Annotated in this window: 11 protein-coding genes; 6 read left to right on the forward strand and 5 right to left on the reverse strand. The window is 68.5% G+C overall.

Features of this window, described 5'->3' with window-relative positions; genetic code table 11:
- Position 1 precedes the first annotated feature (1 nt).
- On the forward strand, positions 2-853 hold the full coding sequence (locus LKO27_RS03190) for a thioesterase family protein (protein ID WP_227735441.1): 852 nt from the start codon (positions 2-4) through the stop codon (positions 851-853).
- Between the two features lie 6 nt (positions 854-859).
- Here LKO27_RS03190 and LKO27_RS03195 read toward each other — a convergent pair whose 3' ends face one another.
- Positions 860-2,461 (reverse strand): xylulokinase, encoded by a 1,602-nt coding sequence (locus tag LKO27_RS03195; protein WP_227735442.1) that lies wholly within the window; start codon positions 2,459-2,461, stop codon positions 860-862.
- 182 nt (positions 2,462-2,643) lie between these two features.
- Here LKO27_RS03195 and LKO27_RS03200 point away from each other — a divergent pair, with 182 nt between their 5' ends.
- The 3 genes from LKO27_RS03200 to LKO27_RS03210 all read left to right on the forward strand — a co-directional run bounded on the left by LKO27_RS03200 (position 2,644) and on the right by LKO27_RS03210 (position 5,958).
- On the forward strand, positions 2,644-3,372 hold the full coding sequence (locus LKO27_RS03200) for an L-ribulose-5-phosphate 4-epimerase (RefSeq protein WP_227735443.1): 729 nt from the start codon (positions 2,644-2,646) through the stop codon (positions 3,370-3,372).
- Positions 3,372-4,880 carry an L-arabinose isomerase gene (araA, locus tag LKO27_RS03205; protein ID WP_227735444.1) on the forward strand — a complete coding sequence of 503 codons (1,509 nt, stop codon included), beginning with the start codon at positions 3,372-3,374 and terminating at the stop codon, positions 4,878-4,880. The genes LKO27_RS03200 and araA overlap by 1 nt, the downstream gene beginning before the upstream one ends.
- Before the next feature lie 73 nt (positions 4,881-4,953).
- The gene (locus tag LKO27_RS03210) at positions 4,954-5,958 is read left to right on the forward strand and encodes a LacI family DNA-binding transcriptional regulator (protein WP_227735445.1); all 1,005 of its coding nucleotides are present in this window, start codon (positions 4,954-4,956) and stop codon (positions 5,956-5,958) included.
- Between the two features lie 102 nt (positions 5,959-6,060).
- On the opposite strand, the gene LKO27_RS03215 is transcribed toward LKO27_RS03210, so the two are convergent.
- Together LKO27_RS03215 and LKO27_RS03220 are read right to left on the reverse strand one after the other, a co-directional pair.
- Positions 6,061-8,421: a LamG-like jellyroll fold domain-containing protein gene (locus LKO27_RS03215; RefSeq protein ID WP_227735446.1), complete on the reverse strand. Its 2,361-nt coding sequence runs from the start codon at positions 8,419-8,421 to the stop codon at positions 6,061-6,063.
- Between the two features lie 23 nt (positions 8,422-8,444).
- On the reverse strand, positions 8,445-9,980 hold the full coding sequence (locus LKO27_RS03220) for an alpha-N-arabinofuranosidase (RefSeq protein WP_227735447.1): 1,536 nt from the start codon (positions 9,978-9,980) through the stop codon (positions 8,445-8,447).
- 137 nt (positions 9,981-10,117) lie between these two features.
- Here LKO27_RS03220 and LKO27_RS03225 point away from each other — a divergent pair, with 137 nt between their 5' ends.
- Together LKO27_RS03225 and cobB are read left to right on the forward strand one after the other, a co-directional pair.
- On the forward strand, positions 10,118-10,681 hold the full coding sequence (locus LKO27_RS03225) for a hypothetical protein (RefSeq protein ID WP_227735448.1): 564 nt from the start codon (positions 10,118-10,120) through the stop codon (positions 10,679-10,681).
- A 9-nt stretch (positions 10,682-10,690) separates the two neighbouring features.
- Complete coding sequence (gene cobB, locus LKO27_RS03230) at positions 10,691-11,422, forward strand: Sir2 family NAD+-dependent deacetylase (RefSeq protein ID WP_227735449.1); 732 nt, start codon at positions 10,691-10,693, stop codon at positions 11,420-11,422.
- 107 nt (positions 11,423-11,529) lie between these two features.
- On the opposite strand, the gene LKO27_RS03235 is transcribed toward cobB, so the two are convergent.
- Entirely contained in the window at positions 11,530-12,531 is a 1,002-nt protein-coding gene (locus LKO27_RS03235) for an arabinan endo-1,5-alpha-L-arabinosidase (RefSeq protein ID WP_227735450.1), read from the reverse strand.
- Positions 12,528-14,024 carry an alpha-N-arabinofuranosidase gene (locus tag LKO27_RS03240; RefSeq protein ID WP_227735451.1) on the reverse strand — a complete coding sequence of 499 codons (1,497 nt, stop codon included), beginning with the start codon at positions 14,022-14,024 and terminating at the stop codon, positions 12,528-12,530. Before LKO27_RS03240 ends, LKO27_RS03235 begins: the two co-directional genes overlap by 4 nt.
- Positions 14,025-14,145: the final 121 nt, after the last annotated feature.

Consider the following 14,145-nt stretch of genomic DNA (forward strand, 5'->3'; position numbering starts at 1 on the left):
CTTGTTCGAATTCCGTTGCCCGCTGCGCTGGTCCGACCTCGATGCGCAGGGGCACGTGAACAACGCCGTCGTCGTCGACTACCTGCAGGAAGCGCGCGTCGCCTTCTTCATGGCCGGCCCGGCATCGGACCTGTTGGAGTCCGGGGTGGTGGTGGTCGGTCACCAGGTGGAGTACAAGGCGCCCGTCGATTACTCCGACGTCGGCCTGGACATCAGGCTCGTGGTTGCCGCCGTTGGGGGTGCACGATTCGAGATCGCCTACGAGATGGTCCAGGGCGAGCGCCTGGCCGCGCGGGCACGCACAGTCCTTTGTCCCTTCGATTTCGAAACCGACCGCCCCGCCCGGCTGCCGACGGCAGCACGCGACTACCTGAAGGCGCGCCTTGGGGACGTCGAACCGCTGCGCGGGTTGCGAACCCCGCACCTCGATGGTCGGGGAACGATCACCGATCTCCACGTCCGCTGGTCCGACCTCGACTCGTTCGGCCACGTCAACAACTCCAAGACCTACGACTACCTGCAGCAGGCCCGGGTGACCGCCACATCGGGCTGGGATCCGACGATGGCCCGCGTCGGCACGCAGGGCGCCGAGTACCTGTGGCTGGTGGCGCGCCAGGACGTCGACTACGTGGCCCAGCTGTCCCACCGGATGGCGCCGTACGCGGTGCGGACCGCTCCCGCGCGGCTGGGCTCCAGTTCGATCACACTGGCCTCGGAGATCTTCGATCCCGACTCCGGTGAGGTGTTCGCCCGCGGCCGCACGATTCTGGTCTGCGCGGACCCCCAACTGCGCCCGACGGCGCTGCCCGGCGCCACGCGCGAGCGCCTGGAGCAGCACCTGGTCGGCGACTGAGGCAGCTCAGGCGGTCAGCGCGTCGATGGCAGCTCGTTCGATTGCCAGGCCAGCGCGGTAGCGCTCCATGAACTCCTCGAAGCCCGTGACGTCGGCCCGGTCCGGTTCCACCGTCTCGACGGCGGCGTCGGCGAACACCGACGTGGCCAGCCAGTCGGCAAGTGAGGACTCGCCGCTGCGCAGGAACGACGCCAGCAGGGCCATGCCCCAGGCGCCGCCCTCGCCCGCGACGTCGCCCACCGACACCGGGGTGTTCATCGCGGCGGCCAGGAACCGCTGCGCCACGCCCTTGGTCTTGAACAGGCCGCCGTGGGCGAACATAGAGTCCACGCGCACGCCTTCGTCCTTGATCAGGATGTCCATGCCGACGCGCAGCGCGCCAAGTGCCGCGAACAGGTGGGTGCGCATGAAGTTCGCCAGCGTGAACTTGCTGTTCGGGGTCCGCACGAACAACGGCCGGCCAGCCTCCATGCCGACGACGTGCTCACCTGCCAGGTAGTTGTAGGCGAGCATGCCGCCCCCGTCGGCGTCGCCTTCGAGCGCTGAACTGTAGAGGGTCTGGAACAGCGTGTTGGTGTCGACCTCGGACCCCAGCGCCTTGGCGACCTCGCCGAACAACCCGACCCATGCCTGCAGGTCAAGCGCCCCGTTGTTGCAGTGCGCCATCGCGACGAGGTCCCCGGCAGGGGTGGTCACCAGGTCGATCTCCTCGTGGAGGGCCCCCAGCGGACCCTCCAGCACCACCATGGCGAAGATGCTGGTGCCGGCCGAGACGTTGGCGGTGCGTTGCGCGACGGCGTTGGTGGCCACCATCCCGGTGCCGGCGTCACCCTCGGGTGGGGCGAGCGGAATGCCCGCGCGGAGCTTGCCGGACGGGTCCAGCAACCGCGCACCATCCTCGGTCAGCGTGCCTGCGTCCTGCCCTGCCGAGAGCACCCGCGGGAGGATGCCGGAGAGCTGCCACCCGAAGCCGCGGTTCGAGACGAGGTCCTCGTAACTGGCCAGCATCGGCCGGTGGTAGTCGGCGGTTGCGCCGTCGATCGGGAACATGCCGGACGCATCGCCGACGCCCAGCGCGCGCTCCCCGGTCAGGCGCCAGTGCACGTAGCCGGACAGCGTCGTGAGGTAGTCGATCCGCCCGACGTGCTCCTCACCACCCAGGATGGCCTGGTGTAGGTGCGCGACGCTCCAGCGCTGGGGGATGTTGTGCTGGAAGAGTTCGGTCAGCTCGCGAGCGGCTTCGGAGGTCATCGTGTTCTGCCAGGTGCGGAAGGGCACGAGGAGTTCGCCGTCGGTGTCGAAGGCGAGGTAGCCGTGCATCATGGCGGAGATTCCCAGCGAGCCCACCTGCTCCAGCGCGACGGAGTAGGTCTTCTCTACGTCGGCCGCGAGGTCCGCGTAGGCGGCCTGGACCCCTGCCCAGACGGCGTCAAGGTCGTAGGTCCACACCCCGTCGGCCAGCGTCGACTTCCAGTCGAAGCCCCCCGTGGCCAGTGGCTGGTGGTCTGGCCCGATGAGGACCGCCTTGATGCGGGTCGAGCCGAACTCGATGCCCATCGAGGTGTCTCCACCTGCGATGGCCTCGCGGGCTGTCGTGACGTCCTGCATTTCAACCTCTCCTTCGAGATCCGCGCACACCGTCGCCGGTGCCGTGGGTTCAATCTAGCTGTCGCGGGCCGCTCCGACCGCGCGGGCCCGAGCATTCGCAGACATTGTGTCCGGACACGCCCCACAACGGTTGCGGATCCTCCCGCAATGGTAATGTGAGCGTTCACATCATAGGAGGCGAAATGACCATCGTCCTTGCCGAACTGTCGGCGAATCAACAGGCCGCAGTGGCCGCCACCAGGGAACGGGTGGCCCGGCTACACGTCGAGCTGCCCCGAAACGAGCTGGTGGTCTGGACCGCGGGCAACGTGTCGGAGCGCGTCCCGGGCATGGACCTGTTCGCCATCAAACCCTCCGGGGTCTCCTACGACGAGCTCGGCCCCGACGTCATGGTGGTGTGCACGCTCGACGGCGAGAAGGTCGTCGACGGCACCCCGGACTCCCTGCGACCCTCGTCGGACACCGCCGCCCACGCCTACGTCTACCGCCACATGCCGGAGGTGGGCGGGGTGGTCCACACCCACTCCACCTACGCGACAGCGTGGGCCGCGCGGCGCGAACCCATCCCGTGTGTGCTCACGATGATGGCCGACGAGTTCGGAGGCGACATCCCCGTCGGGCCCTTCGCGCTGATCGGTGACGACTCGATCGGCCGCGGCATCGTCGAGACGCTGCGCAACTCCAACAGCCCCGCCGTGCTCATGGCCAACCACGGCCCCTTCACCATCGGCAAGGACGCCCAGGCGGCCGTCAAGGCGGCCGTGATGGTGGAGGAGGTGGCGCGGACCATCCACATCTCGCGCCAGCTCGGTGAGCCCGTCCGCATCGACGACGCGGACGTGACCCGCCTCTACGACAGGTACCAGAACGTTTACGGCCAGCAGGCCACCGACCCGGAAGAAGGCAAGTGATGCGCAACCCATTCGACGGCTTGGAGATCTGGTTCCTGACCGGGTCCCAGGACCTCTACGGCCCCGAGACCCTGGAGCAGGTGGCAGAGCAGTCCAGGCAGGTCGTGGCGCTGCTCGACGGTGCCGACGAGATCCCCGTGAAGATCGTGTGGCGCCCCACCCTCAAGGACCGCGACGCCATCCGGGCGGAGATGCTGGCGGCCAACGCGGACCCGAACTGCATCGGCGTCATCACATGGATGCACACCTTCTCACCCGCCAAGATGTGGATCCTCGGGCTGGGCGCGCTGGCCAAGCCGCTGCTCCACCTGCATACGCAGGCCGCGGTCGAGTTGCCGTGGGCAACGATCGACATGGACTACATGAACCTGAACCAGGCTGCCCACGGCGACCGTGAGTTCGCCTACATCGTCTCCCGGATGGGCAAGGCGCGCCGCACCGTCGTGGGCCACGCCTCCGACGTCGCCGTGCAGGCCAAGGTGGGCACCTGGGCCCGCGCCGCCGCCGGCTGGGACGCGCTGCACGACCTCCGCCTGGCGCGCTTCGGCGACAACATGCGCAACGTCGCCGTCACTGAGGGCGACAAGACCGAGGCCGAGGTCCGGCTCGGTGTCTCCGTGAACACCTGGGGTGTCAACGACCTCGTCGCCGTGGTGGAGGCTGTCGACGACGCTGACGTCGACGCGCTGGTGGCTGAGTACGAGGAGCTCTACGACGTCGTTCCCGAACTCCGCAAGGGTGGGGAGCGCCACGAGTCGCTGCGCTACGGTGCCCGCCAGGAGATCGGCATGCGAAAGTTCCTGACCGACGGCGGGTTCGAAGCGTTCACCACCAACTTCGAGGACCTCGGGGCGCTCAAGCAACTGCCCGGGCTGGCGGTGCAGCGGCTGATGGCCGACGGCTACGGCTTCGGCGGCGAGGGCGACTGGAAGACGGCCATCCTGGTGCGCGCGGCCAAGGTGATGGGCCACGGACTCCCCGGCGGCGCCTCGCTCATGGAGGACTACTGCTACCACCTGGTCCCGGGCGAGGAGAAGATCCTGGGCGCCCACATGCTGGAGATCTGCCCGTCGCTGACGACGTCGAAGCCCAGGCTTGAGATCCACCCCCTCGGCATCGGCAACCGGGAGGACCCCGTCCGCCTCGTGTTCGACGCGGACCCGGGCCCCGCGCTGGTGATCGCGATGAGCGACATGCGCGAGCGGTTCCGGCTCACCATGAACGTCGTCGAGAACGTCGAACCCGACGCCCCGCTGCCCAACCTGCCGGTGGCGCGCGCCGTCTGGGTGCCCGAGCCCGACTTCGCGACGTCGGCTGAATGCTGGCTCACCGCCGGCGCGGCGCACCACACCGTGATGACCACCGGCACGACTCGCGAGATGTGGGAGGACCTGGCCGAGATCGCGGGCATGGAACTGGCCGTCATCGACGCCGACACCACCGCTCGCGGGTTCGCCCGGGACCTGCGTCTCGAGGCCGCCCACCACAGGCTGACGCAGGGGATCTGATGAGGCCAACGCGTCGGGTGGGAGGGTGGCCGGCGTCGGAACCTCCCCTTTCCGAACCGATAACCTGACCGCCATGGCGCAACGGAGCAAGCGGCCACCCGGGATGATGGCGGTGGCGCGACTGGCTGGGGTATCCCACCAGACGGTCTCACGCGTGCTGAACCAGCCCGAGACCGTGCGCCCCGTCACCCAGGAGAAGGTGCTGGCCGCCATGCGCGAGCTCGGTTACAGCCGCAACCTCGCGGCCCGTTCGCTCGTGACCCAGCAGACTTCCCTGCTGGGCGTGGTGTGGACTGGCGCCCACTTCCTGGGCCCCTCCAGCACCGTCGGCGGCATCGAGGTTGCCGCCCGGGCCGCCGGCTATTCCACCCTGGTGGGCGCCCTGGAGGAGTTCGACGAGGATGAGGTCGCAGACCTGTTCCGGATCTTCCGCGACCGCGGAGTGGAGGGGCTCGCCGTCGTCGCACCGTACGAACGCGTGGAGGAGTTGGCACGCAGGGGCGCTGCGGGGATCCCGACGGTGCTCGTCGCCGACGTGGGTCCGCACCCCGACTTCCACGTCGCGTCGGTGGACCAGGAACTCGGTGGCCGGCTAGCCACCGGTCATATGGTGGAGCGCGGCTGTCGTCGGATCCTGCACATCTCGGGGCCCTTGGACTGGTTCGACGCCCAGGCCCGTGCCCGTGGCTGGCAGCGCACGCTGGAGGAGGCAGGCCTGGAGGTGCTGCCCGTGATGGAGGGGGACTGGAGCCCGGACAGCGGCTACGCGCTTGGGCAGGAACTGCTTGCGACGGCGGAACTGCCCGACGGCATCTTCTGCGGCAACGACGGCATGGCCGTCGGCCTGCTCGCGGCTTTGCGCGGCGCCGGCGTCGACGTCCCCGGCCGGGTCAGCGTCGTCGGCTTCGACGACCTTGCGGGCGCGAAGTACTACTCCCCGCCGCTCACCACAGTCGCCCAACCGTTCCAGAAGCTCGGCTCGGTGGCGCTGGAACTCCTGGTGCGCGCCATCGGTGGTGAAGCGCCGACGGTGGAGCGCCTGACTCCCGAACTGCGGGTCCGGGCCAGCGTGCGCTGAGGTGGGTCCGGCCGACGGGGCCAACTCGCCCCAGTGTGGGTTCCTTGCTCCACGTCTGGGCGAAGTTCCGACACTGGGGCCGAGCCGCCGTCGACCTCCGGCTCAGCCGGCTGCCAGTTCCGCCACCTGCGCGTCGGTGAGCACCGAGTCGTAGATGCGCAGCTCATCCATCGCGCCGTTGTAGGGCGTGTCCCACCAGTTGACGCCCAGGCTGAAGATGCCGTCGGGGGTGGTCAGGACGTCGGGGAACCCGGTGCCCGTGAACACCTGCTCGCCGTCCACCCATGCCGTCAATCTGCCGGAGTCGACGGTGAAGGCCACGTGGGTCCACTCGCCGTCTGCGATCCGCTCGCCGAAGCCGGCGTCGTACCAGGCGGAGCCCGACCACAGCATGCTGTCCCCGCCCACGCCACCGTGCCCCTCGGGCAGGAGGCTGACCCACGAGGAGTCGTTCCGCGCCGCGAAGAAGGCCGTGGTGAACGGTGTCGTGGTGGTTGGGTTCAGCCAAAGGGAGACGGACCACGTAGGGCCGGCGACGAGCCCGTCGGGCAGGCGCACGCCTGAGGCCCCGTCGAACAGTGCCGCCTGACCGGCGACGCCGTCGGTGTACCCGACGGCACCGCCGGTAGTGCCGATCCGGGGTCCGCTCACGACTCCGGGTGGGAGCGTGCCGCTGGCCTCGGTGAGGTCGCCGTCGAACGAGTAGGTGGCCACCAAGCCACCCTCCTCGCGGGCAGGCACGAGCACGGTGAAGCTCCTGGTGCCGCTCTCGTCACCGTTGGTCACGGTCGCGGTCAGGGTGACGACGGCGTCGGGCTGCCCGGCCTCCGGGCGGGTCACGGCACCAGATCCGGAGATGGTGGCCTCATCGGAACTCGACCAGGCGATCACAGAGCCCTGGGTACCGACGGTGGGCAGCGCGATGTCACTGATGGCTGTCGTCGGCAGGCTGAGGTCCGCGAGCACGCGGGCCACCGCCTCCGACGGCGACACCTGCTGCTTGCCTACGCCCCACAAGGCGGAGCCCGTGGGTGAGAGGGCTGTGAACGTGGTCACCCAGCGGTCCTGGTCGGCGTCGAAGCCCAGGCTGGTTTCGGCGACGTGACGCACGCCGTCGATCACCAGGACCAGCCGGTTGCGTCCCTCACGCTCCCACGTTCCGGTGAGCGCGCCCGTGACCTGGCCCTGCTGGGTGAGGGTGATCGTCTCGGCACGGTGGAGCGTGGCGTCGATGGTCCGCGGGGCGTGGTCGATGACGGCGTAGGTGCCGACAAGGTCGGCGCGCTTCAGGTCGCGGACGGTCTCGCCGCCGAACCGCAGGGGCGAGACGACCGGCCAGCCCGCGGCGTCGAGGAACAGCTCATGGACGCGGACCTGGTGCTCCTCGCCGCGCCCGGGGAACCGGGTGTGGAACGCGAGGTAGCGCTGACCGGTGGCCTCATCGATGAACGGCGAACTGCCGCCGGGGGAGACGTAGCCGAATCCCCTGCCTGTGCCCGGGTCGCCGGGGACGCGCTGGAACTCGAAGTTGCCCATCAGCTTCACGCCGGACTCGGCGATGCTGGCGTCGTCGAACAGCGGCAGGGCGGGGTCGGACTTGACCGTCGCCATGTCGCGACCCTCGGCGTCGAGGTAGGGGCCGTCCGGGCTGAGGGACCGCGCGACGCGGACGTTGTAGCCACCGTTAGCGTCCAGTCCGCCGTAGGTCACGAAGAGGTAGTAGAACCCGGCATCCTCGTCGAACATGACCGCGGGTCCCTCGATGCGGGAGTGGTTGCCGCCCCAGAGGTGCTTGCCGTAGCCCTGGTCGGGCAGCGGGAACCCGGTGGCGGGGTCCAGTTCCAGGATGAAGATGCCCCCGGAGAAGCTGCCGTAGGTCATCCACAGCCGGCCCTCGGCGTCGAAGAAGACATCGGGGTCGACGACGTTGGGGTGGACCCGGGCGTCGTAGACGGTGCCGTCCTCGCTGGGTTCGCCCCACATGCCGGACTTCAGAATCAGCCCCAGGTCCTCGTAGGGGCCGGTCACGGAGTCCGCGACGGCTATGCCCATAGCGGAACGCGGCGAGTCGCCCTTGCACGCGTTGTAGTACATGTAGAACCGGCCGTCACCCAGCTGGATCACGTCTGGTGCCCAGAGCGTGTCGGTCTGGGCCCAGGTGAGGGCCTCCTCGAGCTCCTGCGTCACGTCCTCGAACAGCGGGTTCTCGGGCGTGACTCCTTCGGCGATCTGCGTCCAGGAGACAAGGTCAGGGCTGGCCGCTGCCTGCAGGTGGGAGCCGAACACGTAGTGGGTCCTGTCGACCTCGATGTGGTCCGGGTCGTGCACCGTGGCGTTGGTGAACTCGGGTGCCGGGGGCCGGGGTGGCGCGGGTGGCCGTGCGACGGCGGGCCCGGTGGCGACGAGCGCCAGTCCCGCTGCCAGGGCGACCAGCGCGGTGAGGCGTGGAATGCGGAGTGACATCGTTGTTGCTCCTTCGGTCGGGTTCAGTTCTGGGCCAGCTCGAGGCTGACGGTCACGAAGCTGCGGGGTGGGATTTCGAGGGTGAGCTTCCCGGCGGCGAGGCCGTCGACGGTGAAGTCCTGCGGCGCGACGACGTCCGGCTGGTCGCCTGTGTTGTGGTCGGCGATGCCGGCGGCGGTGAGGATCCGCGCGGAGGCGGCGGCGACGTCGAGACCGCGCAGGTCGAGACGGACGGTCTGGGCGGCCTCAAGGTCGACGTTGGTCAGGGAGACCAGGGCTTTGCCGTCCCGGGTGCTCGCCGACGCCGACACCGTCGGCACCGTGACGCCGTTGACCTCGCGCTCGGGCAGCGCCTCGCCGATCCACGACACCTGCAGCGAATCGGCGTCGTGGTGGCCGCGGTTCATCTCGAAGACGTGATAGGTCGGCGTGCGGACCAGGCGGTCGCCGTCGGTGATCAGCATCGCCTGCAGGACGTTCACGGTCTGGGCGATGTTGGCCATCACCAGCCGGTCGGCGTGGCGGTGGAAGGAGTCGAAGTGCACGGCTGCCACGAGGGCGTCGCGCATCGTGTTCTGCTGGAACAGGAAGCCGGGGTTGGTTCCGGGTTCGACGGCGAACCAGGTGCCCCATTCGTCGAGCACCAGACCGATGCGCTTGGAGGGGTCATAGGCGTCCATGATGGTGGAGTGCCTTGTCAGCAGCTCCTCGATCCGGTGTGCCGAGCGCATGGTGTCGTAGTAGTCGTCGTCGGTGAAGTCGGTGGCGCTGTTCTTGGGCTCCCACTCGCCGGGGTAGGTGTAGTAGTGCAGCGAGATGGCGTCGAAGAAGTGACGTGGGTTGCAGCCGCAGCCGAGGTCGCCGAGCGTCTTCATGAGGGTCTCGGTCCAGTGGTAGTCGTCGACGTTGGCGCCGCCCGCGATCTTGTAGAGCAAGTTGCCGTCGTGCTCGCGGCAGTAGGTGGAGTACTGGCGCGCAAGGTCGGCGTAGTACTCGGCGCGCATGTTGCCGCCGCAGCCCCAGGACTCGTTGCCGACCCCCCAGAACGGGACGCGCCACGGCTCGTCGCGGCCGTTCTCGCGCCGCAGCGACGACATCGGCGCCTCGCCGGAACGGGTTAGGTACTCCACCCAGTCCGCCATCTCGCGCACGGTGCCGGAGCCGACGTTGCCGCAGATGTAGGGTTCGGCCCCGAGTTGCTCGCACAGGTCCATGAACTCGTGGGTTCCGAAGGAGTTGTCCTCCACGACGTTGCCCCAGTGGGTATTGACGACGGTGGGGCGCTCCTCGCGGGGTCCCACGCCGTCGCGCCAGTGGTACTCGTCGGCGAAGCAGCCGCCGGGCCAGCGGAGGTTGGGGATGCCCAGTTCCTTCAGCGCGGCGACGACGTCGCTGCGGATGCCGCGAACGTTGGGGATCTCGGAGTCCTCACCGACCCAGAACCCGCCGTAGATGCAGTTGCCAAGGTGCTCGGCGAAGTGACCGTAGATGTGCCTGCTGATCCGGGGTCCGGTGACGTCGAGGTTGATGACGGCGGTGGTGGGCGAGGTGCTGCTCATGTGTGGGAGTCCTCCGTTGAAACTCGCGTTTACATCGATGTAAGGACATCTTTGCACGCGCGCACGTCGCAGGGCAATGCCTCTGTTGCTGGCGAAAGGAGGAGGCCGTGGAACTCCGAAGCCCTAGGCTTCGGGTCATGTCACGCATGCATGAACTGTTGAAGGAATCACTCTCGGACGGCATGAGCATCCCCGAACCTCTTGAGCGCGCTTGGGCGTGGATGGAAGAGCGCGGGTGGGGCTCTGACATGGGCGGCCAGTACCACCTCACCCCCTACCCGGGGGAACGCCAACTGGGTGTGGTGTTCGTCTCCAACGGGTCTCTGGACGGGTGGTTCGAGCCCGGGGACCCAGCGCAGGAAAGGCTGCTGCCTATTGCCGAGATCTCCGGTAGCGGGAGTCTCGCAGCCCTCTGGCTCGACGACGACGGAGCAGTCCGCTTCGTGGCGCTCGACTCGATGGGCTCCAGCTATGTCCTCGCGGACTCAGCCGTCGACTTCCTCCGGCTGACAGCAATCGGGTACGAGGAGATCGTCGGATGGTTCCTGGCGCTTCCGCCGGAGAGCGACGAGGCTGTCGAGGCGCACCGGGAATTCAGGACCTGGGTGGAGGAGACCTTCGACGTCGAAGTGCCGGAGCGGTGGTTCAAGGTCAGCGATCCGGATCCCTTCGCCGCATGGCTTGAGTCCGTCAAGGCATAGGCTGCGGCAGTGGCCCGTAGCCGTCTGGAGCGCATCGTCGTGCTGACCGGCGCCGGCATTTCCGCAGAGTCGGGGATCCGCACCTTCCGGGACACTGACGGACTGTGGGAGGACCACCGGCCTGAGGATGTCGCCACTCCGGAGGCGTTCGTCGCCAACCCCGAGCTGGTCCACCGGTTCTACAACGCCCGCCGTCGCCAGCTCCTCAGCGCTGAGATCTCTCCGAACGCGGCGCACCGCGCACTGGCCCGGCTCGAGGCGGAGTTCCCCGGGGAGGTGCTCCTGGTCACCCAGAACATCGACGACCTGCACGAGCGTGCCGGCTCCCGCGACGTCCTGCACATGCACGGCGAGTTGCTGGTCTCCCGGTGCGTGCGCTGCGGCGCGGAGTTCGAGACCCGGGGCGACGTCGACGGCGTCACCGCTTGCCCGTCATGTGGTCGCGCAGGCGGCCTCCGGCCCCACGTGGTCTGGTTCGGCGAGATCCCGCTGCACATGGAGCGCATCTTCGACGCGCTGGAGAGGTGCGACATCTTCGCCGCGATCGGAACGTCCGGGAACGTCTACCCCGCGGCCGGCTTTGTGCAGGTGGCGAACGGGGTGGGCGCGAAGACTGTGGAACTGAACCTGGAGCCGTCGTGGGTGAACCCGGACTTCAGCGAGAGCCGCCTCGGTCCCGCGACCGTCGAGGTGCCGAAGTGGGTGGACGAGTTGCTGCTGCGAGGAGGCCGGGAGGAATGACCGGAAACCCCGTTTTCTTTGCAGAGGAGTGCGCAGAAACCGGGGTTTCTGGCAGATCCTCCTCTGCCAGCACCTGCCCTCGGTGGCGCCGCCGACCGGAGGGCGGATCACTCGCCAAGAGCCACGACCGGCCAGCCGTCGGATGTCCAGCCCAGCTCGCGGATGGCGAGCCTGAAGTCCCCGCCCTGCTCCTCGTCGTAGTAGTGGAACGCGATGTGGTTCTGCGACACCGATTGGCCTCCCGGGCCGATCCGGGTGCCTTCGCTCTCCAGCAGTAGCGTGCCTCCGCCGTCGGTGAGCGCAACGCCGTTTGCGTCGAGGTAGGGTCCCTGCGGCTCCTCCGAGCGCCCGACGTTGATGTTGTATGTGCTGGCCGTCCCCTGGCAGCAGGAGTCGAACGAGGCGAACAGGTAGTACCAGCCGTCGCGGTACAAGAGAGCGGGAGCCTCGCTCGCGTTGGTGGCCGTGCCCCGATGTGCGATGCTGAACGGCTCAGCACCGGGGGAGGGCTTCCCGGAGGGAAAGTCGAGTTCGACCATCTGCAGGCCGCCCCAGAAGGAGCCGAACGCCATCCAGCCCTGGCCCTCCTCGTCCACGAGCACAGCGGGGTCGATGGCGTTGTAGTCCGCGGCGCCGTCGGAGCTGATGACCTCACCCTGGTCGGTCCAACCGGCCGAGGGGCTGTCGGGGTCAAGTTCGTCGGCGGTGCGCAGGCCGATGGCGGAGGTGTTGGATCCGAACGTCGAGGCCGAGTAGTACAGGTACCAGGTCCCGTTGTGCTCGATGACCTCCGGCGCCCAGAAGTTCGTGATCCCCGCGATCTTGTCGACCGCCCAGTCCGGCTCCTGCGACGGCGTCCAGGCCTCACCCGCGTAGGTCCACTCGCGGCCGTCGGGGGAGGTGCGGACCTGGATGGCGCCGAGCCCCACCCTGGGGTCTCCCGTGGAGAACACGAACCAGGGGCGCTCGCCGTCGCCCACCACCAGACCCGGGTCGTGCGTTCGCAGGTCGCCCGTCACGGGGATCTCCTTGGCCACGGGGGAGGTCGAGGGGCTGCAGGCGCCGAGCAGGAGCGTGGCGGCGACGACGATGCCGAGCGTGCGGCTCATCGCGCCAGCCGCACCATCGTCCAGGAGATCGCCGGCAGTTCCAGCTTGAGTGCGGTCCCGTCCAGCGCGACGGAGTCGTTCGCCTCCGGGAGGACGGAGGTGTCGTCGTCGGCGCTGGCGTGCCAGCGGGGGTCGTCGCTGGTGAACGTCACCGCTTCCACCAGTCGGAGGCCGGCAGGCACCTCGCACGCGACGGGGACGGCGGCGGTCTCGTCTCGGTTCACGAGGAACAGCACGCACTCGTCGTCGGACCAGGTGGCGACGGCGTCCACCGCCTGGACGTCGCCGAACTCCTCGCTGGCGATGGTGGGCCCGTCGATGATGACCCGCAGCACGTCGCCGGCGGCGTGCCGCGAGGTCAGTGCGAAGGGATGGAAGATCGTCTGCTTCCAGGCCTTGCCGCCCTTCTCCGTCCGGATGGGGGCGATGACGTTGACCAGCTGCGCCTGGTTGGCCGCCCACACCCGATCGGTGTGGCGCAGGAGCGAGACGAGCAGGTTGCCCACGACGACGGCGTCGGCCACCGAGTACGTGTCCTCCAGCAGGTGGGGGGCCACGGGCCAGTCGTCGCCCGTGGGTGCCTTCGACGGGGTGCGGTCCTGGTACCAGACGTTCCACTCGTCGAAGGAGATCCCGATCTTCTTCGTGCTCTTTCGGGCAGCCCCGACGGTGTCGGCCGTGGCCGCGACTTGGTCGATGAAGCGGTCCATGTCCTCGGCGCCCAGCATGAACTCCTGCAGCCCGGACTCCTTCTCCCAGTAGTAGGCGTGTGCCGAGACCATGTCCACGTGGTCCCAGGCCTCCGTGAGGACCGTGCGCTCCCACTCGCCGAAGGTGGGCATGGCCCTGCTGGACGAGCCGCAGGCCACGAGCTCAAGGTCCGGATCGATCATGCGCATAGCGCGGGCGGTCTCCGTGGCCACACGACCGTACTCCTCGGCGGTCTTGTGGCCGATCTGCCAAGGGCCATCCATCTCATTGCCGAGGCACCACAGCTTCACGCGGTAGGGGTCCTCAGCGCCGTTCGCGCGACGCTTCTCCGCCAGGAAGGAGTCTCCGGGCACGTTGCAGTACTCAAGGAGGTCGAGTGCTTCGGCCACCCCTCGGGTTCCCAGGTTGACGGCCATCATCGGCTCGACCCCGGCCTTTGCCGCCCACTTCATGAACTCGTCGGTGCCGACGGTGTTGGGATCGCTGGAGTGCCAGGCGAGGTCAAGGCGCTTGGGGCGATCCGCCACCGGTCCCACCCCGTCCTCCCAGCGATAACCGGACACGAAGTTGCCGCCCGGGTACCGGACCGTGCTCACGCCGAGTTCGCGGACCAGCTCCAGCACGTCGGTGCGGAAGCCGTCTTCGTCGGCGGTCGCATGGTCTGGCTCGTGAATACCCTCGTAGACGCACCGTCCCAGGTGCTCGACGAAGGACCCGAAGGTCCGTCGCCTGACCGGCCCCACCTTGAACGCGGGGTTGATGACGAGACGTGCGATGCTCATGCGGGCTCCTTCGCCTGAAGTGCTTTCATCGATGAACGAAGAATGACACGCGGCTGCGCGTTCGGTCAAAGCTTCGCTGCAGGCGTTCCTGATTTACGCTCAGTTGGTCACAGTTTGGTCA

This window comes from Tessaracoccus sp. OS52, from assembly GCF_020687685.1.
Classification (GTDB): Bacteria; Actinomycetota; Actinomycetes; order Propionibacteriales; family Propionibacteriaceae; genus Arachnia.